The following is a 22,172-nucleotide window of genomic DNA, read 5'->3' on the forward strand; positions in this document are numbered from 1 at the left end:
TCCGACAGTTCGGGACCGCATCTTGAAGGCAAAATGTCAGGCCGCGGCCGAAATGGCCATCCGGCCAGTGCCGGATGGCCAACGATGCGGCAAGCGGCTCCGCGGCTGATACGCTTTCGCATCGGGCGTCGCATGCCGCTCGCCCGGCGCATGCCGCCGCGCCCCGTCCCCACAGGAGAAATCCATGTCTTACATGCTGTTGATTGTCGAACCGACCGAACAGCGCGCCGAGCGCACGCTCGACGAAGGTCAGGCGCTCTATGCGCGGATGGTCGATTTCGCCGAGTCGCTGAAGGCGCGCGGCGTGCTGCGCGGCGTCGAGTCGCTCGAACGGTCGGAGCGCGGCACGCGCGTGCAGGTGCGCGACGGCGAGACGCGGCTGCTCGACGGTCCGTTCGCCGAGGCGAAGGAGATGGTCGGCGGTTTCTTCCTCGTCGACGTCGACACGCGCGAAGAAGCGATCGAGATCGCGCGCCAGTGCCCGGCCGCGCAATGGTGCACGGTCGAGGTGCGCGCGGTCGGCCCGTGCTTCCTGTGAGCGTCGTGACTCGGTATTTACCCTGATTTGTCGTGGCGCGTGTCGATCCGGCCGTCTTCCGCCCGTCGTCCGGGTAAGGCGCTGCGGAACGGGCGCCGCTTTCCACCGACGACAAGGAGTGAACGATGCGATTCATGATCATGATCCGGGCGAACGCCGTCAGCGAATCCGACGCATTGCCGGACAACCGGCTGGTCGAGGCCATGACGGTCTATCACGAGGAACTGGCGAAGGCCGGCGTGCTGCTCGACGCCAACGGCCTGAGGTCGAGCGCCCACGGCTGGCGCGTGCGCTACACGGGCGGCAAGGGCACGGTGATCGACGGCCCGTTCGCCGAAACGAAGGAACTGATCGCCGGCTATACGCTGATCCAGGTGCGCTCGCGCGACGAAGCGCTCGAATGGACGCGCCGGTTCCCCGCGCCGTTCGGCGCCGAGCTCGATTGCGAGATCGAGGTGCGGCCGCTGTTCGAGCTCGACGACCTCACGCCGAGCGATGCGGTCGAGCGGTTCCGCGATCTCCACGTCGGCCGCAGCCACGCCTGAATCCAACCTCACCGGGAGCACCCGTCATGCACAAGATGGTTTTCATCAACCTGCCGGTAGCCGACCTGCCGCGCGCGAAGACGTTCTACCAGGCGCTCGGCTTCGAGGTCGTGCCGGCCTATACCAACGAGCAGGCCGCCTGCATCCAGATCAGCGACACGATCTTCGCGATGCTGCTCGTGCGGCCGTTTTTCCAGACCTTCACCGACAAGACCATCATCGATCCGGCGACGCACATCCAGGTGTTGTCGTGCCTGTCGTGCGACAGCCGCGCCGAAGTCGACGCGATCGTCGCGAAGGCGCTGGCGGCCGGCGGGGCCGCGCCGCAGGCGCCGCGCGAGTACCCGAACATGTACGGCCACGGCTTCACCGATCCGGACGGCCACACTTGGGAGCTGATGGCCATGCCGCTGGATGCGTCGGCCCAGGGGCAGGCGTCGTGACGCATGAGGCGACGCATCGTGCGATCGAAGCGGTCTGGCGAATCGAGGCGCCGAAGATCATCGCGCGCGCCGCGCGCGTGGTGCGCGACGTCGGCGTGGCCGAGGAGCTGGCGCAGGACACGCTCGTCGCGGCGCTCGAGCACTGGCCCGTCGACGGCGTGCCCGACAACCCGGCCGCCTGGCTGATGACGGCCGTGAAGCGTCGCGCGCTCGACCGCGTCCGGCAGGAGTCGCTTCATGCGTCGAAGCGCGACCAGCTCGGCCACGAGATGGACGCGCTCGAAGCGCACGTCGTGCCCGACATCGCGGACGCGCTCGCCGACGCGACCGACGACGACATCGGCGACGATCTGCTGCGGCTGATCTTCACGTCGTGCCACCCGGTGCTGTCGACCGACGCGCGTGTCGCGCTGACGCTGCGGCTGCTCGGCGGGCTGACGACGGGCGAGATCGCGCGCGCGTTCCTGACGCCCGAGCCGACGATCGCGCAGCGGATCGTGCGCGCGAAGCGCACGCTCGCGGCGGCGCACGTGCCGTTCGAGGTGCCGGCCGCCGACGCGCGGCCCGCGCGGCTCGCGTCGGTGCTCGAGGTGATCTATCTCGTGTTCAATGAAGGCCATGCGGCGACGGCGGGCGACGACTGGATGCGTCCGGCGCTATGCGACGAGGCGTTGCGGCTCGGCCGCGTGCTAGCGGGGCTCGCGCCGGACGAAAGCGAAGTGCTCGGGCTCGTCGCGCTGATGGAACTGCAGGCGTCGCGCATGCATGCCCGCATCGACGCGCAGGGCCGGCCCGTGCTGCTGCTCGACCAGGACCGCAGCCGCTGGGATCCGTTGCTGATCCGGCGCGGCCTCGCGGCGCTGGAGCGGGCGACGAAGCTCGGCGGCGTGCGCGGGCCGTATGCGCTGCAGGCCGCGCTCGCCGCGTGCCATGCGCGTGCGCGGCACGCGGCGGACACGGACTGGGCGCAGATCGTCGCGCTGTATGACGCACTCGCCGAAGTCGCGCCGTCGCCGGTCGTCGAGCTGAATCGCGCGGTGGCGGTGGGGATGGCGTTCGGGCCGGCCGCGGCGCTCGAACTCGTCGACGGGCTGCGCGACGATCCGGCGCTGGCGCGCTATCACTGGCTGCCGAGCGTGCGCGGCGATCTGCTCGCGAAGCTCGGCCGCGCCGACGAGGCCAAGCTGGAGTTCCGCCGCGCGGCGGAACTGACGCGCAACGAGCGTGAGCGCGAATTGCTGCTCAAGCGCGCGATGGATGCGTGACGCCTGGCGCATGACGAGCGCGGCACCGCGCGGCGCCCGTCTTTCTGGCCATCTGCCGCTCCGCACCCGACACTATCGCCCGCATTGAAAAAGCCTATTGGGGGATGCGAACGCGAGCGCCTAGATTGAAGAGCACGATGCGCGCCCGGCGCACGTATCGTTCCCCACATATCTGATCGGCCCGGCGTCGCACGCGGCCGCGCCGACTCGAACGGAGGCGCAAATGGCTCAACTCAAGGGCAGCAAAACCGAAGAGAACCTGAAGGCCGCATTCGCGGGCGAATCGCAGGCGAATCGGCGCTATCTGTATTTCGCTTCGAAGGCCGACGTCGAGGGGCAGAACGACATCGCCGCGCTGTTCCGCTCGACCGCCGAAGGCGAAACCGGCCATGCGCACGGCCATCTCGAATACCTGGAAGTCGTCGGCGATCCGGCCACGGGTTTGCCGTTCGGATCGTCGCGGCTGAATCTCGAATCGGCGATCGCCGGCGAAACGCACGAATACACCGACATGTATCCGGGCATGGCGAAGACCGCGCGCGACGAAGGCTTCGACGAAATCGCGAACTGGTTCGAGACGCTCGCGAAGGCCGAACGCAGCCACGCGAACCGCTACACGAAGGCGCTGGACAGTCTCGTCGACTGACGGGCCGCCGCGGGTCGCACGGCATCGCCGTGCGACCGGCACGCGGCCGGCTGTTCGTTCATCGCCGCCCGCACCGTGCGGGCGGTGCGCTTGCGCACATGCGCGCCACGCGGGAGCGCCCCATGCCCCACAAGGAAGGCAGTCTCGAAGCGCCGACCCGGCATCCGCTCGACTGGCAGTCCGAAGTGTTCTACGACCAAGCCGCGATCGATGCGGAAATGACGCGCGTATTCGACATCTGCGCCGGCTGTCGGCGCTGCGTGTCGCTATGCGGCGCGTTTCCGGCGCTGTTCGACCTGGTCGACGACACGCCGACGGGCGACATCGACGAAGTGCCGAAGGCCGCGTTCGGCAAGGTCGTCGACCAGTGCTATCTGTGCGACCTCTGCTACATGACGAAATGCCCGTACGTGCCGCCGCACGCATGGAACGTCGACTTCCCGCACCTGATGCTGCGCGGCAAGGCCGCGCGTTACAAACGCGGCGAAGCGACGCTGCGCGACAAGGTGCTGTCGAATACCGATGCGCTCGGCCGTCTCGCGGGCATTCCGGTCGTCACGCAGGCGGTCAACGCGGTGAACCGCACGCCGCCCGCGCGCCACGCGCTCGAAGCGGCGCTCGGCGTCGATCGCAACGCGTGGCTGCCGGAATTCGCGCCGCGCACGTTCCGGCGCGCCGCCAGGCGCTCGGACGACCCGCCCGTGCGCGACGGCGAACGCACGCCCGGCAAGGTCGCGATCTACGCGACGTGCTACGTGAATTTCAACGAGCCGGGGATCGGCCACGACCTGCTCGCGATCCTCGCGCACAACGAGATCCCGTACGAACTCGTCACGCGCGAAGCGTGCTGCGGGATGCCGCTGCTCGAGCAGGGCAACCTCGACGGCGTCGCCGCGAAGCGGGCCGTCAACATCCCGGTGCTCGAGCGCTACGCGCGCGAAGGCTATGCGCTGATCGGCGCGATCCCGAGCTGTGTGCTGATGTACAAGAGCGAGCTGCCGTTGATGTTCCCGGGCGACGAAGCCGTGCGTGCGGTGGCCGACGCGTTCTGGGACCCGTTCGAATACGTGATCGCGCGGCATCGCGACGGGCTGCTGAAGACCGATTTCAAGACCGGCCTCGGCACCGTGTCGTATCACGTGCCGTGCCATGCGCGCGTGCAGAACATCGGCCGCAAGACGGCCGATGCGCTGTCGCTCGTGCCCGATACGCGCGTGAACGTCGTCGAGCGGTGCTCGGGCCACGCGGGCACGTTCGGCGTGAAGAAGGCGTTTCATGCGGACGCGATGCGCATCGGCGCACCGGTATTCAAGGCGATGGCCGAGCCGCGGCCGGATGTCGTGTCGTCCGACTGCGCGCTTGCCGGCCATCACATCGTGCAGGGCATCGACGAGAAGGGGCTGCCGCAAGCGCCGCTCGCGCATCCGCTGACGCTGCTGCGCCGCGCGTACGGCATCTGAGCCGCTGCCGGCCATCCACGAGGATATCCATGACGCTGACCCGCGACTCCCTGCTGACGCTCGAAGCGTACGCGAAGATCCGCAAGGCCGAACACGCGCGGCTCGTCGCGTACAAGCGCCGCCGCGCGGTGGCGCTCGGCAACCACCTGCGTTTCCTGTTCGAGGACGAGACGACGATCCGCTACCAGATCCACGAGATGCTGCACATCGAGAAGATCTTCGACGAAGCCGGCATCGAAGGGGAACTCGACGCGTATCTGCCGCTGGTGCCCGACGGCACCAACCTGAAGGCGACGATGCAGATCGAGTACGAGCACGAGATCGAACGGCGCGCGGCGCTCGCGCGGCTGATTGGTGTCGAGGATCGCGTGTACCTGCGGGTCGACGGGCACGCGAGCGTCTACGCGATCGCCGACGAGGATCTCGAGCGCGACAACGGCGAGAAGACGTCGGCCGTGCACTTCGTCCGCTTCGAGTTCGATGCGCCGATGCGCGCGGCGCTCAAGGGCGGGGCGGCGCTGTCGATCGGCTGCGATCATCCGGCCTATACGATGCCGCCGCAGCGCGTCGACACGGACGTGGCCGCGTCGCTGGCCGGCGATCTGCGCTAACGCCACCATTCATCACCGCCGCCGCGTGCCGCGGACGCCGGCTCCCGCCTTTCCGTTCCGACCCGAAACCGGCGTGCCGCACGCGATGCGGCGCGCCGGTTGGCCTATTGCCGCGAAGATGTAACAAGCGTGACGGATTTGCATGCGGGGACACAGTGGGCGCAATGCGTCAGCGTGTTTTCATCACTCGCAGAGAAACAATAAAAAGATTGTGCATGGAGATAATTCGATTCAACGGGAATCGAATGATTTACCGATTCATGAATATCTTGTTACGAATTTTTCCCTGATTTACCGATTTCAGGGAGCAATCCCGGTGATTGTTGCCGGGAGGGGTCGGAGCAGCCGGTAACAGCCTATTCCAGGGCATTCTTCAGACGCTGCGGAGCCCCGCCAGACGGGCCTTTGCAGCCGCCGGCATAAAGATCTCGCAAAAAAATTCAAGCGTAAATGGTTTGCCCGCCCATGGCAGGTTGTTTCAGTGCGTAACATTAAGTCATTGTCATATTGAGATAAACCCTGAGGATGGTATGCTTCGTGCACAAAAATTCCCACATTGGAGTGAGACCGCGATTTGTGCGCCATTGCCGGGAATCGCGGCACCGTGAAAGTGCGGTGTCGCCCGGTATGCACAACGCCGGATAACCATAATGTGCAACCTGGGCCGCCCTGCGACGCGATGTGTCGCGACGGCGCCGCCAATCGCAGCCCCGGCCTGGCTGCGTGGAGAGATCGACTATGTTCTTCGATGAGCTTAACGATGAAGAGTGGTTTCGCCTTTCAGCGCTGATCGCCGATGAACCCATCCGGCTGAACCGTCGTGGGCGTCCACGCGCCGAACCGCGCGTCGTCGCCAACGCGGTGCTCTGGATCCTGACGACCGGGGAAGCCTGGTCAAAGCTGCCCGGTCGCTATCCGTCCGGGCCGACGTGCCGCCGCCGCTACGAAGAGTGGCTCGCGAACGGCACGCTGCTGAAGATGATCGACGTGCTGACGCAGTTCAGCGGGCGTACGTTCGCGTATATTCCGCCGCCGCCGGAGGCGGTCGTGCCGGCCCGCCGCGCGGAGCCGGTGCCCGACAACGACCGTCTGCGCGGCGTGTTCTGGCAGAACCCCGAGTCGTGGCAATTGCCGGTTGCGCAGGCAAACGTTTGGGAGGGCGAGGGTGCGTCGCTGAGCACGATGCCGGACGACCAGGTGGACGGCCGCTCCGACGTGTCGTTCACGGTGCCCGGTGCGCCGGCCGCGGAGTTGCGCCATGTGCGGGCGTCGGCGGCGAGCTTCGCCGCGGCCGAGCCGCAGGTCGACGAGTATCGCGGCTATACGATCAGCGGCATCGCGCAGCCCGTGCAGAACCTGATGTATCGCGCGTGGGCCGAGATCTCGCAGGACGACCGGCGCGTCGAACGCTCGGGCCTGATCGGCCCGCGTTTCACCGACGCCGAGGAAGCCGAGCAGTACGCGCTCGAGTGGGCGCGCCAGTGGATCGATCGCCACGGTGCGAGCGACGCGCCGGCGTGCGAGCCGCAAGGCGAAGTGCTGGCCGGTTTGTCGGCGCTGGCGCGCGCGGAGTCGGACATCAAGCGCTTCATCGCCGAGCGTCGCGCGGGCGCGTTGTCGGAAAGCCGCAACGATCCCGTGCAGTCGTCGGAGCGTCGCGAATACGCGTACCGCGTGGGCTGATCGCCGTTGCCGTGCCACGCGCGGGCCGTCGTGTGCCACGATGCCCGCGCGCAAGTTCAGTGTCTCCATCTCTTGCCTTACCCGGGCGCCGCTGTCGAAGCGGCGCCCTTTGGTGCATGGCGTTACTGTCTGCCGTAGGTATCGTCGAAGCGGACGATGTCGTCCTCGCCGAGATACGCGCCCGACTGCACTTCGATCAGTTCGAGCGGCATCTTGCCCGGGTTCTCCAGGCGGTGCGATACGCCGAGCGGAATGTACGTCGATTCGTTTTCGGACAGCAGGAACGTTTCGTCGCCGCGCGTGATCCGTGCGGTGCCGCGCACGACGATCCAGTGTTCGGCGCGGTGGTGATGCATCTGCAGCGACAGTTGCGCGCCCGGCTTCACGACGATACGTTTTACCTGGAAGCGCTCGCCCGTGTCGACCGAGTCGTAGTGGCCCCACGGACGATGCACCTTGCGGTGATCGGTCGCTTCGGAGCCTTGTCGCGCCTTGATGTGCCCGACGATCTTCTTCACGTCCTGCACGCGCGATTTATCCGCGACGAGCACGGCGTCGGGCGTTTCGACGACGACCAGGTTCTGCGTGCCGACGCAGGCGACGAGCCGGCTTTCCGAATGCGCGAACGTCGATTCGGCGCCTTCGAACAGCACGTGGCCGCGGCCGACGTTGCCGGTGTCGTCCTTCGGCGAGATCTGCCAGATCGCGTCCCACGAGCCGACGTCGGACCAGCCCGCGTCGAGCGGCACGACGACGCTTTCGCACAGTTGCGGCAGGCTCGCGAGCGGTTCCATCACCGCGTAGTCGATCGAATTCGACGGCGACGCGGCGAATGCGTCGCGATCGACGCGGAAGAAATCGCCGTCTTCCTTGCCCTGCGCGACGGCCTGTTCGCAGGCCGCGTAGATCGCGGGTTCGAGCTGCTGGATCGCCTTCAGCCAGACCGACGCGCGCACGATGAAGATGCCGCTGTTCCACCAGTATTCACCCGACGCGACGTACTGCTGCGCGAGTTCGAGGTGCGGCTTCTCGACGAAACGGTCGAGGCGGCGTACGTCGAGGGGGCCGGTCCCGGCGTCGCCGAGCGGCGCGCCGACGCGGATGTAGCCGTAGCCGGTTTCCGCATGCTTCGGCACGATGCCCATCGTCGCGATCTTGCCTTGCGCCGCGCAGTGCACGCCGGCCGCGACGGCCGCGTGAAAGCGCGGCACGTCCGCGACTGCATGGTCGGCCGGCATCACGGTCATCACCGCGTCGTTGCCGCCGGCGACGAGCCGCAGCGCGGCGAGCGTCAGCGCGGGCGCGGTGTCGCGGCCGAGCGGCTCGAGCATGATCGTCGCGTTCTTGGCCGTCAGGCGCAGCTGTTCGGCGGTCGTGAAGCGGTGATCCTCGCCGCAGACGATCAGCACGTCGTCGTTCAGCGGATGATCGGCCGTCAGGCCGTCGAGGCGCAGCGCGGTGGACTGCAGCAGCGAATGATCGCCGAGCAGGCCGATCAGCTGTTTCGGAAAACGCTCGCGCGACATCGGCCACAGGCGCGTGCCGGAACCGCCAGCGAGAATCACGGGCTGCACGGCGAGACGCGTACCGGCTGCGGGCATACCGGCTGCGGGCATGCCGGCTGCGGCGGAAGAAGAATGGCGCGTTTCGGCGACCACTGCCGGAGCATTCATGATGACACTCTCCACGGTTGAAGTCAGTGCCTGTCGTTGTAGCATGAAGTAAATCGACAATAAAACCGGACCCAATGCCGGATATCCGCCACGCATTGATCTGGGAGAATTTTCCGCGATAGCACCGGCCGGCAATAAAAAAATAAAAAATAATTCCGGGCGCCGGCCGGACATGACCGCCCGCAAAGGGCGAGCGGAAAGCGTAAAGATCCAGAAAAAATCCCCGTTCCCGACCGATTCGGGAAAACCTGCCGATTTAATTAAAAAAGATCGCGGCAAGAATTTCCGATTATTTTTCGAAATACTTGTGCGCTTGAGGCGGAATTTTCTTGTCGGTTCAATAGCGTCATGCAACGTTTGAATCGAATGTGCGGTACGGGCTGCACAAGGCGCTGTTCGGCAAACGCCTGTTCAAAGAAGAGGAAACAGACATGTTGAGCGTGCTGGCGAGAGTCATCGATATCGCGATGGTCGTGACGGGCGCGCTGATCGCGGCCGCGCTGCACGACGGCAGCATCGGGCTCAACGACCTGCAGCGCACGACGGTGCTGTTCGACTGCCTGCTGGTCGTCGTGTTCTTTCCGGCCGTCGGCATCTACCAGTCGTGGCGCGGCAAGCGTCTCGTCGGGCTGGTGGTCCGCGTGGCGTTCGCGTGGCTCGCGGTCGAGCTCGCGGGCATCCTGATGAGTTTCAGCTTTCACCAGTCGGGCGACCTGTCGCGGCTGTGGCTGGGTTACTGGGCGCTCACGACGATGGCGCTGCTCGCCGGCTCGAAAGCCTGCGTGCACGTGGTGCTGCGGCAGTTGCGCCGCGGCGGCTACAACCTGAAGGCGGTCGCGATCGTCGGCGGCACGCCGGCGGCGCGGCGGCTGATCGCGCAGATGCGGGCGCGGCCGGAAGCCGGCTTCAACCCGGTGTGCGTGTACGACGAAAGCGAGGCGCCGGGCGAAGTCGCGCTCGACGACGTGCGCATCGAGCGGCAGTTCGAATCGCTGGTGTGGCTGGTGCGCAGCCGCGCGATCAGCGAGCTGTGGCTCACGCTGCCGATCACGGAGGAGCGCCGGATTCACCAGATCGTGACGGTGTTCCGCCACGACTTCGTGAACATCCGCTTCATCCCGGACGTGCGCACGCTGTCGTTCTTCAACCAGGAAGTGGTCGAGGTGCTCGGCGTGCCGGCGATCAACCTCGCGGCGTCGCCGATCACCGACGTGCGGATCCTGCCGAAGTTCGTGTTCGACCGGCTGTTCGCGCTGGCGGCGCTCACCGCGCTCGCGCCGGTGATGCTGCTGATCGCGGCCCTGATCAAGCTGACCTCGCGCGGGCCGGTGTTCTTTCGGCAGAAGCGCAAGGGCATCGACGGGCACGAGTTCGAGATCTACAAGTTTCGCTCGATGAAGGTGCACCAGGAAGTGGCCGGGCAGGTCACGCAGGCAACCAAGAACGACTCGCGCGTGACGCCGGTCGGCCGGTTCCTGCGCCGCACGAGCCTCGACGAGCTGCCGCAGTTCATCAACGTGCTGAAGGGCGAGATGTCGGTGGTGGGGCCGCGCCCGCATGCGCTTGCGCACGACGACATCTACAAGGATCTGGTCAAGGGCTACATGTTCCGCTACCGGATCAAGCCCGGCATCACCGGGTGGGCGCAGATCAACGGCTTTCGCGGCGAGACCGACCAGATCGAGAAGATGATGGGCCGCGTGAAGCTCGACCTGTACTACATGCAGAACTGGTCGTTCTGGCTCGACATCAAGATCGTCGTGCTGACGCTGTGGAAAGGCTTCACCGGCAGCAACGCGTACTGACACCGACGCGCTGCGTCACGCAGGCATTCCGGTTTTTCCGAATTTCGAATCATTGGTCAAGGGGTCCGACACATCATGAATCTGACTATCATCGGCAGCGGTTACGTAGGGCTTGTCACCGGCGCCTGTCTCGCCGACATCGGGCACGACGTGTTCTGTCTCGACGTCGACCAGGCAAAGATCGACGTCCTGAACAACGGCGGCGTGCCGATCCACGAGCCGGGCCTGAAGGAAGTGATCGCGCGCAACCGCTCGGCCGGCCGCCTGCGCTTCTCGACCGACATCGAGGCCGGGGTCGCGCACGGCGACGTGCAGTTCATCGCGGTCGGCACGCCGCCCGACGAGGACGGCTCTGCCGATCTGCAATACGTGCTCGCGGCGGCGCGCAACATCGGCCGCTACATGACCGGTTTCAAGGTGATCGTCGACAAGTCGACGGTGCCGGTCGGCACGGCCGAGCGCGTGCGCGCGGCGGTCGCCGAGGAACTCGCGAAGCGCGGCGGCGACCAGATGTTCTCGGTCGTGTCGAATCCGGAATTCCTGAAGGAAGGCGCGGCCGTCGACGATTTCACGCGGCCGGACCGCATCGTGATCGGCTGCGACGACGACGTGCCGGGCGAGCGCGCCCGCGAGCTGATGAAGAAGCTCTACGCGCCGTTCAACCGCAATCACGAACGCACGCTGTACATGGACGTGCGCTCGGCCGAGTTCACGAAATACGCGGCGAACGCGATGCTCGCGACGCGCATCTCGTTCATGAACGAGCTGGCGAACCTGGCCGACCGCTTCGGCGCGGACATCGAGGCCGTGCGCCGCGGGATCGGCTCCGATCCGCGCATCGGCTACCACTTCCTGTACGCCGGCTGCGGCTACGGCGGCTCGTGCTTCCCGAAGGACGTCGAGGCGCTGATCCGCACGGCCGACGAGCACGGCCAGTCGCTGCAGATCCTGAAGGCGGTTTCGTCGGTCAACGCGACGCAAAAGCGCGTGCTCGCCGACAAGATCGTCGCGCGCTTCGGCGAGGACTTGAGCGGCCGCACGTTCGCGCTGTGGGGCCTCGCGTTCAAGCCGAACACCGACGACATGCGTGAAGCGCCGAGCCGCGAGCTGATCGCCGAGCTGCTGTCGCGCGGCGCGCGCGTCGCGGCCTACGACCCGGTTGCGCAGCAGGAGGCGCGCCGCGTGATCGCGCTCGATCTCGCCGATCACCCGAGCTGGCTCGAGCGCCTCACCTTCGTCGACGACGAGGCGCAGGCCGCGCGCGACGCCGACGCGCTCGTGATCGTCACCGAATGGAAGGCGTTCAAGAGTCCCGACTTCGTCGCGCTCGGCCGCCTGTGGAAGACGCCGGTGATCTTCGACGGCCGCAACCTGTACGAGCCGGAGACGATGAGCGAGCAGGGCATCGAATATCACCCGATCGGCCGGCCGGGCTCGCGCCAGGCCGTCGCCGCCCGCGTGCCGGGCGCCGCGCGCGCCAGCGCGTAACCCGTTTTACGTCACTCGTTACGAGACGCCATGTTCCGGAACATCCTGATCGTCTGCCACGCGAACGTCTGCCGCAGCCCGGCGGCGGAAATGCTGTTCAAGTCGCACGTCGCGTCGCGCGGCGGCCCGCGCCCGACGTTCCATTCGGCTGGCGTGCACGCGAACGACGGCGACGGCATCGATCCGGTGATGCGGCAACTGCTCGCCGAGCGGGGCGTCGATGCGACGACCCACCGCTCGCGGCGGCTGTCGCGCCGGATCGTGCGCGACGCCGACCTGATTCTCGTCAGCGAGCGCGATCAGATCAAGGCCGTCGAATCGGTCGATCCGTTTGCGCGCGGCAAGGTCCACCTGCTGGGCAAGTGGGAGGACGCCGAGATCGCGGATCCGCATGGCGGCCCCGAGGCCGACTATCGCGAGAGCTACTCATTGATCGAACGTCTGGTTCAAGGATGGCTGCAAAAACTATGCTGAAACGTCCCATGCGCCCGCTGGCGCTCTCTGTCGCGCTGACGACTTTCCTGTCGGCCTGCGCGACCGCGCCCGGCAACTACCTCGACTCGTCGAACCTGAAGGACGAAGGCCGGCAGGAAGCGGCCGAGACCTATCCGGTTCATTACATCGACGCCAAAGTGGTGATGGACCAGCTGCAGAAAGCGCAGGTCGACCATCCGCTGCCGCCCGGGCGCTATACCGATCCGTCGCAGTACACGTATCGCGTCGGCCCGCAGGACATCCTCGGCGTCACCGTGTGGGACCACCCGGAGCTGACGACGCCGCAGGGCCAGTCGTTCTCGAGCGGCGGCAACACGACGCAGTCGGTCGCGGGCGCGCTGCAGCAGCCGTATACGACCGCGCTGCCGGGCCAGGCCGATCCGTACGGCCAGACCGTGTCCTCCGACGGCACGATCTTCTTCCCGTTCGTCGGCCGCATTCGCGTGGCGGGCAAGACGGTCGCGCAGATCCGCGAAGAGATGGCGTCCAGCCTGTCGCGCTACGTGAAGAATCCGCAGCTCGACGTGCGCGTGCTGTCGTTCCGCAGCCAGAAGGTGCAAGTGACGGGCGAGGTGAAGCAGCCGGGCCCGCTCGCGGTGAGCGACGTGCCGCTGACGCTCGTCGACGCGATCTCGCGCTCCGGCGGCTCGACCAACGAGGCCGACCTGCAGCGCGTGCGCCTGACGCGCGACGGCAAGCTGTACACGCTCGATGCGAACGGCGTGCTCGATCGCGGCGAGGTGAAGCAGAACGTGATGCTGCAGCCGGGCGACATCGTCAACGTGCCGGACCGCAGCGACAGCCGCGTGTTCATCATGGGCGAGGTCAAGACGCCGGTCACGGTGCCGATGCTCAAGGGCCGGCTGACCATCGCCGATGCGCTGACCGCGGGCGGCGGGATTCTCGACACCGACGCGAACCCGCGCAAGATCTACGTGATGCGCGGGATGCGCGACAACCCGACGAAGCCCGAAGTGTTCCGTCTCGACATGACGCAGCCCGATGCGCTGATGCTGTCGAGCCGCTTCCCGCTTCAACCGCTCGACGTCGTCTACGTCAGCACGGCCAGCTCGGTGCAGTTCAACCGCGTGCTGCAGCAGGTGCTGCCGACGATCCAGACGATCTTCTACATGCGGCAAATCACGCGCTGATAGCCCGCCGGGGCGGCGCCTCCGCCCCGGCACCACTCAAGCGGGAACGAATGGTGAACACGCAAGCGAAACACTCCTACGCGGACCTGACCGCGAAAACCGAGGAAGAGGACTTCGTCCTCGGCCAGTTGCTCCAGGTCATCATGGACGACATCTGGCTGCTGCTCGGCATCGCGGTGACGGTCATCGCGTTCGCCGGCCTCTATTGCTTCATCGCGAAGCCGGTCTACCAGGCGGACGTGCACGTGCGGGTCGAGGGCAACGACAACACGTCGCAGGCGCTCACGCAGACGCAGACGGGCGCGTCGATCAACAGCGGCCCGCAGCAGGCGCCGACCGATGCGGAAATCGAGATCATCAAGAGCCGCGGCGTCGTCGCGCCGGTCATCGAGCAGTTCAAGCTGAACTTCTCGGTCGCGCCGAAGACGCTGCCGGTGATCGGCAGCCTCGCCGCGCGCCTCGCGACGCCCGGCGAGCCGTCGCGGCCGTGGCTCGGCCTGAAGTCGTATGCATGGGGCGGCGAACTCGCCGACGTCGACTCGATCAGCGTCGTGCCGGCGCTCGAAGGCAAGAAGCTGACGCTGACGGCCGGCCCGAACGGCACCTATTCGCTGGTCGACGAGAACGGCACGCGGCTGCTGGCGGGCCGCGTCGGCGAATCGGCGCAGGGCGGCGGCGTGACGCTGCTCGTGCAGAAGCTCGTCGCGCGCCCCGGCACGCAGTTCACCGTGGTGCGCTACAACGATCTCGACGCGATCAGCGGCTTCCAGGCCGGCATCCAGGTGACCGAGCAGGGCAAGCAGACGGGCGTCGTGCAGATCTCGCTCGAAGGCAAGGACCCGGACCAGACCGCCGCGATCGCGAACGCGCTCGCGCAGTCGTACCTGAACCAGCACGTGGTCGCGAAGCAGGCGGAAGCGACCAAGATGCTCGACTTCCTGAAGGGCGAGGAGCCGCGCCTGAAGGCCGACCTCGAGCGCGCGGAAGCCGCGCTGACGCAGTACCAGCGCACGTCGGGCTCGATCAACGCGAGCGACGAGGCGAAGGTCTACCTCGAAGGCAGCGTGCAGTACGAACAGCAGATCGCCGCGCAGCGCCTGCAGCTCGCGTCGCTCGCGCAGCGCTTCACCGATTCGCATCCGATGGTGATCGCCGCGAAGCAGCAGCTCGCCGAGCTGCAGGGCGAGAAGGACAAGTTCAGCAACCGCTTCCGCAGCCTGCCGGCGACCGAAGTGAAGGCGGTCCAGCTCCAGCGCGACGCGAAGGTCGCCGAGGACATCTACGTGCTGCTGCTGAACCGCGTGCAGGAACTGTCGGTGCAGAAGGCCGGCACGGGCGGCAACATCCACCTCATCGATTCGGCGCTGCGTCCGGGCGCGCCGGTCAAGCCGAAGAAGGTGCTGATCCTGTCGGCCGCCGTGTTCCTCGGCCTGATCCTCGGCACGGGCGTCGTGTTCCTGCGTCGCAACCTGTTCCAGGGCATCGAGGATCCGGACCGCATCGAGCGCACGTTCAACCTGCCGCTGTACGGGCTGGTGCCGCAGAGCGCCGAGCAGGTGAAGCTCGACGCGGCGGCGGAGAAGGGCGGCGGCCGCGCGCGGCCGATCCTCGCGAGCCTGCGTCCGAAGGACCTGAGCGTCGAAAGCATGCGCAGCCTGCGCACCGCGATGCAGTTCGCGATGATGGACGCGAAGAATCGCGTGATCGTGCTGACCGGCCCGACGCCGGGCATCGGCAAGAGCTTCCTGACGGTCAACCTCGCGGTGCTGCTCGCGCATTCGGGCAAGCGCGTGCTGCTGATCGACGCCGACATGCGTCGCGGGATGCTCGACCGCTACTTCGGCCTGACCGTGCAGCCGGGCCTGTCCGAGCTGCTGAGCGATCAGTCGCCGCTCGAGGATGCCGTGCGCGAGACGCCGGTGCAGGGCCTGTCGTTCATCGCGGCCGGCACGCGCCCGCCGAACCCGTCGGAGCTGCTGATGTCGACGCGCCTGCCGCAATACCTCGAAGGGCTCGGCAAGCGCTACGACGTCGTGCTGATCGATTCGCCGCCGGTGCTGGCGGTGACCGACGCGACCATCATCGGCCGCATGGCCGGCTCGACCTTCCTCGTGCTGCGCTCGGGCATGCATACCGAAGGCGAGATCGCCGACGCGATCAAGCGCCTGCGCACCGCGGGGGTCGACCTGGAAGGCGGGATCTTCAATGGCGTGCCGCCGAAGGCGCGCGGCTACGGCCGCGGCTATGCGGCCGTGCACGAATACCTGAGCGCTTGATCGCATTGCACGAAACCGGGCCGGTGCGCGCCGCATCGGCCCGGCCGAATGGAGAACCCTCGATGAAAATTTCCGTGCTCGTTCCGACCTACCGGCGTCCCGCCGACCTCGCGCGCTGCCTGCTGGCGCTGCAGCGGCAGCAGCGGCTGCCCGACGAGGTGATCGTCGTCGCGCGCCCGGAGGACGACGCCACGCACGAACGGCTCGCCGATCCGGCGGTCGGCGGCGCGCTGCCGCTGCGCATCGTGCCGGTCGACGTGGCCGGGCAGGTCGCCGCGCTGAACAAGGGGCTCGACTCGACGAACGGCGACATCGTCGCGATCACCGACGACGATGCGGCGCCGCACCCCGACTGGCTCGCGCGCATCGAAGCCGCGTTCCTGTCCGACCCGCGCGTGGGCGCGGTCGGCGGCCGCGACTGGGTGCACGAGAAGGGCCGCCTGCTCGACGAGTCGCGCGAGCTCGTCGGCCAGCTCACGCTGTCCGGCAAGATCATCGGCAACCATCACCTCGGCGTCGGCGGCGCGCGTGAAGTCGACATGCTGAAAGGCGCGAACATGAGCTACCGCCGCGCGGCGATCGAACGGCTGCGCTTCGACACGCGGCTGCGCGGCGCCGGCGCGCAGGTGCACAACGACATGGCGTTCAGCATGGAAGTGCAGCGCGCGGGCTGGACGCTGCTGTACGACCCGGCGATCGCCGTCGATCATTTCCCGGCCGAGCGCTTCGATGACGACCGGCGCGATGCGGCGTCGCTGAACGCGATCAGCAACGGCGCGTACAACCTGCAACTGACGCTGCGCGAGCATCTGCCGCCGCTACGGCGCGAGATCGCGTGGTGGTGGTGGGCGCTGATCGGCACGCGCGTCTATCCGGGCTTCGCGCACGTGCTGCTGTCGCTGCCGACCGCGCGGCGCGCCCGCGTGCTCGCGCACTGGCGCGCGGTGCGCCGCGGCGCACGCGATGCGCGCCGCACGAACCTCGCCCCCCACCGTGCGGCGATGCCGCCGGTGACGTCTTGAACGGCCTGCGCGCATCGCGCGCGGCCACGCCCGGAGGGCTCGCATGACCACGAAGGCTGCAACGAAAGTTCACGTCCATTTGTTCTACGGCGCCGATCCGCGTACCTACCGGAAAGGCGACGACATCGGCTGCCTGTACGGCTATCACCACGCCGAATCCGACGAATTCCGGCTGACCTATTCGCAGGACGGCGGCGAGAACCGCGTCGTGAGCCTCGCGCGCCGCGCGCTGAAGGCGGCGCTCGGCTTCGACGTCGTGCATGCGTGGCGCAACCGCGCGGCGCTGCTCGATACCGACGTGATCTGGACGCACACCGAGCAGGAGCATCTGGCCGCCGCGCTGATCCTCAAGCTCGCCGGCGCGCAGGGCAAGCGCCCGCTGCTGCTCGCGCAGAGCGTGTGGCTGTTCGACAAGTGGGGCAGCTTCGGCGGCCCGCGCCGCTGGCTGTACCGCAAGCTGCTCGCGCGCGCCGACGCGCTGACCACGCTGGCTCGCGACAACGCCGAGCTGTGCCGCCGCTATCTCGGGCGCGAAGCCGAGTTCGTCTATTACGGGCTGAACACGCAGGACTTCCCACCGGTCGAGCCGCAGCAATGGCAACCGAGCCGGCCGCTGCGGATCGCGGCGATCGGCAACGACCGCGACCGCGACTGGCGCACGTTCCTCGCCGCGTTCGGCGGCGACGCACGCTACGACGTGCGGCTCGCGACGCGCCGCCGCGTGCCGCGCGAATGGCACGCGCCGAACGTGAAGATCGGCCCGGCGTCGGGGCTCGCGAAGCAGCACGAGCTGTACGCATGGGCCGACGTGATCGTCGTGCCGCTGCGGCCGAATTTCCACGCGTCGGGCATCACGGTGATGCTCGAGGCGGCGGCCGTCGGCAAGCCGATGATCGTGTCCGACGTGGGCGGCCTGAGCGACTACTTTCCGCACGATACGGCCGCCTATGTGCCCGCGTTCGACGCGCAGGCGATGCGCCAGGCCGCCGACCGCTTCATCGCCGATCCGGCGGTGGCGCTCGACTGCGCGCGGGCTGCTGCTGCGTGCTTGCGCGAACGCGACCTGACCACGCAGGCGTTCGCCGAGCAGCACGTGCGGATCACGCGCGACATGCTGCGCCGGCGCCGCACGCCCGCGGCGGCCGGCATGGCGATGCCGCTCGCCGATTCGCGTCCTTCGTCGCAGTGAGCGCGGATCGATGAGTACGATTGCCGCCGAACGCGCGCCGTCGCGCGCCCGCAGCTGGTTCGCCGAGCCGAAGCACTGGGCCGGGCAGGCCGGGCTGTGGACGTTTACCGCCGCGCTGATCGCCATCCACCAGGGCAAGGTGCTGACGCTTGCGTTCCCGGTGCTGGCCATCGGGGTCGGCATCTGGCTGTATTTCAAGAGCCCGGCGCGCTATGTCGGCTTCATGTGGTGGGTGTGGTTCCTGAGCCCGGAAGTGCGGCGCCTGGCCGACTGGTCGAAGGGTGCGTTCACGCCGACGAGTTTGATCCAGGTCGCGCCGCTCGCGGTGACGATGATCGCCAGCTTCGGGCTGCTCAGGCATTACCGCGTGCTCGCGCAGCGGCGCGGGATTCCGGTGCTGCTGATCCTGTTCGGGCTCGTGTATGCGTACCTGGTCGGGATCGTGTCGAGCGGCGTGATGGCCGCGACCTACGACCTCGCGAACTGGCTGTACCCGATCCTGATCGGCTTTCACATCATGGTGAACGCGCGCAACTATCCGGAGTACCGCGACGTGCTGCTGTCCACCTTCATGTGGGGCATGCTCGTGATGGGCGTGTACGGCGTCGTGCAGTATTTCGTGATGCCGCAGTGGGACGTGCTGTGGATGGTCGGCTCGCAGATGGGCTCGCAGGGCGAGCCGGTGCCGTACGGCGTGCGGGTGTTCAGCACGATGAATTCGTCCGGACCGTTTGCGTTCGCGATGATGGGCGCGCTGGTGTTCGTGCTGGTCGCGCCGCAGAAGATCCGCTGGTTCGCGGGCGCGGCGGGCTTCGTGTCGTTCGCGCTGTGTCTCGTGCGCTCGACCTGGGGCGGCTGGGTGATCGCGCTCGCGATCCAGCTCGTGCAATCGAGCAACCGCGTGCGGATGCGGATCCTGATCAGCGGCGTCGTGCTGGTCGGGCTGTGCGTGCCGCTCCTGACCGTCGGGCCGGTGGCCGACCGGCTCGGCCAGCGCCTGCAGTCGATCACGAACCTGAAGGACGACCGCAGCTACGACGACCGCAACAAGTTCTACGCGACCTTCGCGCAGACGGCGTTCACCGACGTCGCCGGCGAAGGGATGGGCGCGACCGGCGCGTCCACGAAGCTGTCGAGCGACAGCGGCGAGCTCGGCAAGTACGGCAGCTTCGACAGCGGCGTGATGAACGTGCCGTTCGTGCTCGGCTGGCCCGGCACGCTGCTGTATCTCGCCGGCGTCGTGATGCTGTTCGGCCGCACGCTGCGCGCGGCGTTCAAGCTGCGCAAGGACAAGTTCGTCGGCGCGTGCCTGAGCCTGTGCCTGTCGACCTTCGCGATGCTCGTGTTCACGAACTCGCTGATCGGCACCGGCGGCCTGCTGATGTTCACAGCCATTTTTTCGATACTTGCCGCGGCGCACTGGCAGAAGGCGCAACGCCTGCTGGCCGCCGCGCGTTCACGGGGAGGCGACCATTGAGAATCGCGATCGTCACGCACGTCGTGCGACATAACGACGGGCAGGGCCGCGTCAATTACGAAATCGCGCGCGCGGCGCTGGCCGAAAACTACGAGGTCACGCTGGTCGCGTCGCATGTCGCGCCCGAGCTGCTGGCCGACCCGCGCGTGCGCTGGGTGCCGGTGAAGGTCGGCGGCTTCTGGCCGTCGAATCTCGTCAAGCAGCAGGTGTTCGCGCTGAAAAGCGCGGCATGGCTGCGCGCGCACCGCGGCGAATACGACGTGCTGCACGTGAACGGCTTCATTTCGTGGATCAAGGCCGACGTGAATACCGCGCACTTCGTGCACGGCGGCTGGTTCAAGAGTCCGTACTATCCGTTCGGGCCCACCAAGGGGCTGTGGTCGGCCTACCAGTACGTCTATACGCGCGTGAATACCGTGCTCGAGCGCTGGGCGTACAAGCGCTCGCGCGCGATCACCGCCGTGTCGCAGAAGGTGGCCGACGAGATCGCCGGGCTCGGCATCGACAGCCGCAAGATCAGCGTGATCTATAACGGCGTCGACGCCAGCGCGTTCGCTGGCGCGCAGGCCGACCGCGCGGCGTTCAAGCTGCCGGACGATGCGTTCCTGCTGCTGTTCGTAGGCGACCTGCGCACGCCGCGCAAGAACCTCGGCACCGTGCTGAAGGCGCTGACGAAGCTGCCCGCGAACGTGCATCTGGCGGTGGCCGGCTACTTGCCCGGCAGCCCGTATCCGGAAGAAGCGCGCGCGCTCGGTATCGATTCGCGCGTGCATTTCCTCGGGCTCGTGAAGAACATGCCGACGCTGATGCGCTCGGTCGACGCGTATGTCTTTCCGTCGCGCTACGAAGCGATGAGCCTGTCGCTGCTGGAAGCGATGGCGGCCGGGCTGCCGGTCGTCACCGCGCGCACGGCGGGCGGCGCGGAAATCATCACGCGCGAATGCGGGATCGTGCTGGAGGATCCGGACGATCCGGCCGCGCTCGCGCAGGCGATCGGCTCGCTCGCGGCGTCGCGCGACACCTGTCGCGCGATGGGCGACGCGGCCCGCGAACTGATGACCCGTTTCGGCTGGGCGCACATGGGCGCCCAGTACGTCGCGCTTTACCGGCGCATCGGCCAACCCTCGCAGCCGTCCGCCTTCGAGCGGGTCGAGCATGCAATCACGCAGGAGCAACCGTGATGTCCCAATCTTCCCGGCCGATCAAATCGTTGCAGATCGGCATGCACTGGTTCCCCGAACGCGCGGGCGGCCTCGACCGGATGTACTACTCGCTCGTCGGCGCGCTGCCCGGCGCGGGCGTCGAGGTGCGCGGGCTCGTCGCCGGCTCGCCGAAGGTCGCCGACGACACGGGCGGGGCGATCCAGGGCTTCGGGCCCGCGTCGCAGCCGCTCGCGCGCCGGATGCTCGCCGCGCGGCGCGCGCTGCGCGACGAGATCCGCAGCGATCGGCCGGACGTGATTTCGTCGCACTTCGCGCTGTACACGTTCCCGGGCCTCGACGTGACGCGCGGGATCCCGCAGGTGTCGCATTTCCAGGGGCCGTGGGCCGACGAAAGCCAGGTCGAGGGCGCCGCGACGCTCGGGCAGCGCGCGAAGCGCTATCTCGAGCAGGCCGTCTATACGCGCTCGTCGCGGCTGATCGTGCTGTCGCAGGCGTTCGGCCAGATCCTGACGAACCGCTACGGGATCGATCCGTCGCGCGTGCGCGTGATTCCCGGCTGCGTCGATACCGCGCAGTTCGACACGCCGCTTACGCCCGCCGAGGCGCGGCACAAGCTGCAACTGCCGCAGGACCGGCCGATCGTGCTGGCCGTGCGCCGGCTCGTGCGGCGCATGGGGCTGGAGGACCTGATCGACGCGATCGGCCTCGTCAAGCGCCGTCACCCGGACGTACTGCTGCTGATCGCCGGCAAGGGCAAGATCGGCGAGGAGCTGCAGCAGCGCATCGACGCAGCCGGGCTGCAGGACAACGTGAAGCTGCTCGGCTTCGTGCCCGACCACCATCTCGCGGCGCTGTACCGCGCGGCGACGGTCAGCGTCGTGCCGACGGTCGCGCTCGAGGGCTTCGGCTTGATCACCGTCGAATCGCTGGCGTCCGGCACGCCGGTGCTGGTCACGCCGGTCGGCGGGCTGCCGGAGGCAGTCGCCGGCTTGTCGAACGATCTTGTGCTGCCGTCGACGGGCGCGGATGCGATCGCCGAAGGGCTCGGCGGCGTGCTGTCGGGCGCGATCGCGCTGCCCGACGAGGCCGCGTGCAAGCGCTATGCGCGCGATCATTTCGACAACGCGGTGATCGCGCGGCGCGTGGCCGGCGTCTACGAAGAGGCGATTCAGGCGGCAGGCTGAACGCCCGCGGCGCGCTCCTCGCGCGCCGAACCGAAGCGGAACCGAAGCGGAACCGAAA

Annotated in this window: 19 protein-coding genes; 18 read left to right on the forward strand and 1 reads right to left on the reverse strand. The window is 67.7% G+C overall.

The features are described 5' to 3' along the window. Positions 1-184 precede the first annotated feature (184 nt). The 8 genes from HWW87_RS02465 to HWW87_RS02500 all read left to right on the forward strand — a co-directional run bounded on the left by HWW87_RS02465 (position 185) and on the right by HWW87_RS02500 (position 7,191). Entirely contained in the window at positions 185-538 is a 354-nt protein-coding gene (locus HWW87_RS02465; RefSeq protein ID WP_006482933.1) for a YciI family protein, read from the forward strand. Positions 539-663: 125 nt separating this feature from the next. Next, positions 664-1,083 (forward strand): YciI family protein, encoded by a 420-nt coding sequence (locus HWW87_RS02470; RefSeq protein WP_006482945.1) that lies wholly within the window; start codon positions 664-666, stop codon positions 1,081-1,083. A 26-nt stretch (positions 1,084-1,109) separates the two neighbouring features. Beyond that, positions 1,110-1,526 carry a VOC family protein gene (locus HWW87_RS02475; RefSeq protein WP_175819106.1) on the forward strand — a complete coding sequence of 139 codons (417 nt, stop codon included), beginning with the start codon at positions 1,110-1,112 and terminating at the stop codon, positions 1,524-1,526. Further along, a complete protein-coding gene (locus tag HWW87_RS02480) occupies positions 1,523-2,791 on the forward strand; it encodes an RNA polymerase sigma factor (RefSeq protein ID WP_175819107.1) in 1,269 nt (422 codons plus the stop codon). Before HWW87_RS02475 ends, HWW87_RS02480 begins: the two co-directional genes overlap by 4 nt. Positions 2,792-3,014: 223 nt before the next feature. Continuing rightward, the gene (locus HWW87_RS02485; protein ID WP_175819108.1) at positions 3,015-3,437 is read left to right on the forward strand and encodes a rubrerythrin family protein; all 423 of its coding nucleotides are present in this window, start codon (positions 3,015-3,017) and stop codon (positions 3,435-3,437) included. A gap of 122 nt (positions 3,438-3,559) precedes the next feature. Continuing rightward, entirely contained in the window at positions 3,560-4,897 is a 1,338-nt protein-coding gene (locus HWW87_RS02490; RefSeq protein ID WP_175819109.1) for a heterodisulfide reductase-related iron-sulfur binding cluster, read from the forward strand. A 29-nt stretch (positions 4,898-4,926) separates the two neighbouring features. Continuing rightward, positions 4,927-5,508 carry a DUF3501 family protein gene (locus tag HWW87_RS02495; protein ID WP_175819110.1) on the forward strand — a complete coding sequence of 194 codons (582 nt, stop codon included), beginning with the start codon at positions 4,927-4,929 and terminating at the stop codon, positions 5,506-5,508. A 738-nt stretch (positions 5,509-6,246) separates the two neighbouring features. Then, positions 6,247-7,191 (forward strand): DUF6566 family protein, encoded by a 945-nt coding sequence (locus HWW87_RS02500; RefSeq protein ID WP_175819111.1) that lies wholly within the window; start codon positions 6,247-6,249, stop codon positions 7,189-7,191. 122 nt (positions 7,192-7,313) lie between these two features. Here HWW87_RS02500 and HWW87_RS02505 read toward each other — a convergent pair whose 3' ends face one another. After that, on the reverse strand, positions 7,314-8,864 hold the full coding sequence (locus HWW87_RS02505; RefSeq protein ID WP_175819112.1) for a mannose-1-phosphate guanylyltransferase/mannose-6-phosphate isomerase: 1,551 nt from the start codon (positions 8,862-8,864) through the stop codon (positions 7,314-7,316). A gap of 431 nt (positions 8,865-9,295) precedes the next feature. Here HWW87_RS02505 and HWW87_RS02510 point away from each other — a divergent pair, with 431 nt between their 5' ends. The 10 genes from HWW87_RS02510 to HWW87_RS02555 all read left to right on the forward strand — a co-directional run bounded on the left by HWW87_RS02510 (position 9,296) and on the right by HWW87_RS02555 (position 22,114). After that, positions 9,296-10,669 (forward strand): undecaprenyl-phosphate glucose phosphotransferase, encoded by a 1,374-nt coding sequence (locus HWW87_RS02510; protein WP_175819113.1) that lies wholly within the window; start codon positions 9,296-9,298, stop codon positions 10,667-10,669. A 75-nt stretch (positions 10,670-10,744) separates the two neighbouring features. Continuing rightward, the gene (locus HWW87_RS02515; RefSeq protein ID WP_175819114.1) at positions 10,745-12,157 is read left to right on the forward strand and encodes a UDP-glucose/GDP-mannose dehydrogenase family protein; all 1,413 of its coding nucleotides are present in this window, start codon (positions 10,745-10,747) and stop codon (positions 12,155-12,157) included. A gap of 30 nt (positions 12,158-12,187) precedes the next feature. Continuing rightward, on the forward strand, positions 12,188-12,631 hold the full coding sequence (locus HWW87_RS02520; RefSeq protein ID WP_174387446.1) for a low molecular weight protein-tyrosine-phosphatase: 444 nt from the start codon (positions 12,188-12,190) through the stop codon (positions 12,629-12,631). Then, positions 12,625-13,803: a polysaccharide biosynthesis/export family protein gene (locus HWW87_RS02525; RefSeq protein WP_174433268.1), complete on the forward strand. Its 1,179-nt coding sequence runs from the start codon at positions 12,625-12,627 to the stop codon at positions 13,801-13,803. Before HWW87_RS02520 ends, HWW87_RS02525 begins: the two co-directional genes overlap by 7 nt. A gap of 50 nt (positions 13,804-13,853) precedes the next feature. Continuing rightward, on the forward strand, positions 13,854-16,079 hold the full coding sequence (locus tag HWW87_RS02530) for a polysaccharide biosynthesis tyrosine autokinase (RefSeq protein ID WP_175819115.1): 2,226 nt from the start codon (positions 13,854-13,856) through the stop codon (positions 16,077-16,079). Between the two features lie 62 nt (positions 16,080-16,141). Beyond that, positions 16,142-17,101: a glycosyltransferase family 2 protein gene (locus tag HWW87_RS02535; protein ID WP_175819116.1), complete on the forward strand. Its 960-nt coding sequence runs from the start codon at positions 16,142-16,144 to the stop codon at positions 17,099-17,101. A 43-nt stretch (positions 17,102-17,144) separates the two neighbouring features. Then, a complete protein-coding gene (locus tag HWW87_RS02540; protein WP_175819117.1) occupies positions 17,145-18,290 on the forward strand; it encodes a glycosyltransferase family 4 protein in 1,146 nt (381 codons plus the stop codon). Positions 18,291-18,300: 10 nt separating this feature from the next. Beyond that, positions 18,301-19,767, forward strand: coding sequence for a glucose-6-phosphate isomerase (locus tag HWW87_RS02545; protein WP_175819118.1), 1,467 nt, complete (start codon positions 18,301-18,303; stop codon positions 19,765-19,767). Beyond that, complete coding sequence (locus HWW87_RS02550) at positions 19,764-20,948, forward strand: glycosyltransferase family 4 protein (RefSeq protein ID WP_175819119.1); 1,185 nt, start codon at positions 19,764-19,766, stop codon at positions 20,946-20,948. Before HWW87_RS02545 ends, HWW87_RS02550 begins: the two co-directional genes overlap by 4 nt. Continuing rightward, entirely contained in the window at positions 20,948-22,114 is a 1,167-nt protein-coding gene (locus HWW87_RS02555) for a glycosyltransferase family 4 protein (protein ID WP_174433274.1), read from the forward strand. Before HWW87_RS02550 ends, HWW87_RS02555 begins: the two co-directional genes overlap by 1 nt. Positions 22,115-22,172 lie beyond the last annotated feature (58 nt).

Origin of the sequence: Burkholderia sp. BCC0419 (assembly GCF_902830285.1) — a bacterium.
Lineage (GTDB): Bacteria > Pseudomonadota > Gammaproteobacteria > Burkholderiales > Burkholderiaceae > Burkholderia.

What these genes read in the sequence shown, in the direction of transcription:
- HWW87_RS02505 (WP_175819112.1), bottom strand. Translation starts at nt 8,864, where the DNA reads ATGAATGCTCCGGCAGTGGTCGCCGAAACGCGCCATTCTTCTTCCGCC.
- HWW87_RS02490 (WP_175819109.1), top strand. Translation starts at nt 3,560, where the DNA reads ATGCCCCACAAGGAAGGCAGTCTCGAAGCGCCGACCCGGCATCCGCTC.
- HWW87_RS02530 (WP_175819115.1), top strand. Translation starts at nt 13,854, where the DNA reads ATGGTGAACACGCAAGCGAAACACTCCTACGCGGACCTGACCGCGAAA.
- HWW87_RS02510 (WP_175819113.1), top strand. Translation starts at nt 9,296, where the DNA reads ATGTTGAGCGTGCTGGCGAGAGTCATCGATATCGCGATGGTCGTGACG.
- HWW87_RS02475 (WP_175819106.1), top strand. Translation starts at nt 1,110, where the DNA reads ATGCACAAGATGGTTTTCATCAACCTGCCGGTAGCCGACCTGCCGCGC.
- HWW87_RS02525 (WP_174433268.1), top strand. Translation starts at nt 12,625, where the DNA reads ATGCTGAAACGTCCCATGCGCCCGCTGGCGCTCTCTGTCGCGCTGACG.
- HWW87_RS02470 (WP_006482945.1), top strand. Translation starts at nt 664, where the DNA reads ATGCGATTCATGATCATGATCCGGGCGAACGCCGTCAGCGAATCCGAC.
- HWW87_RS02500 (WP_175819111.1), top strand. Translation starts at nt 6,247, where the DNA reads ATGTTCTTCGATGAGCTTAACGATGAAGAGTGGTTTCGCCTTTCAGCG.
- HWW87_RS02520 (WP_174387446.1), top strand. Translation starts at nt 12,188, where the DNA reads ATGTTCCGGAACATCCTGATCGTCTGCCACGCGAACGTCTGCCGCAGC.
- HWW87_RS02540 (WP_175819117.1), top strand. Translation starts at nt 17,145, where the DNA reads ATGACCACGAAGGCTGCAACGAAAGTTCACGTCCATTTGTTCTACGGC.
- HWW87_RS02515 (WP_175819114.1), top strand. Translation starts at nt 10,745, where the DNA reads ATGAATCTGACTATCATCGGCAGCGGTTACGTAGGGCTTGTCACCGGC.
- HWW87_RS02485 (WP_175819108.1), top strand. Translation starts at nt 3,015, where the DNA reads ATGGCTCAACTCAAGGGCAGCAAAACCGAAGAGAACCTGAAGGCCGCA.
- HWW87_RS02545 (WP_175819118.1), top strand. Translation starts at nt 18,301, where the DNA reads ATGAGTACGATTGCCGCCGAACGCGCGCCGTCGCGCGCCCGCAGCTGG.
- HWW87_RS02555 (WP_174433274.1), top strand. Translation starts at nt 20,948, where the DNA reads ATGTCCCAATCTTCCCGGCCGATCAAATCGTTGCAGATCGGCATGCAC.
- HWW87_RS02465 (WP_006482933.1), top strand. Translation starts at nt 185, where the DNA reads ATGTCTTACATGCTGTTGATTGTCGAACCGACCGAACAGCGCGCCGAG.
- HWW87_RS02535 (WP_175819116.1), top strand. Translation starts at nt 16,142, where the DNA reads ATGAAAATTTCCGTGCTCGTTCCGACCTACCGGCGTCCCGCCGACCTC.
- HWW87_RS02495 (WP_175819110.1), top strand. Translation starts at nt 4,927, where the DNA reads ATGACGCTGACCCGCGACTCCCTGCTGACGCTCGAAGCGTACGCGAAG.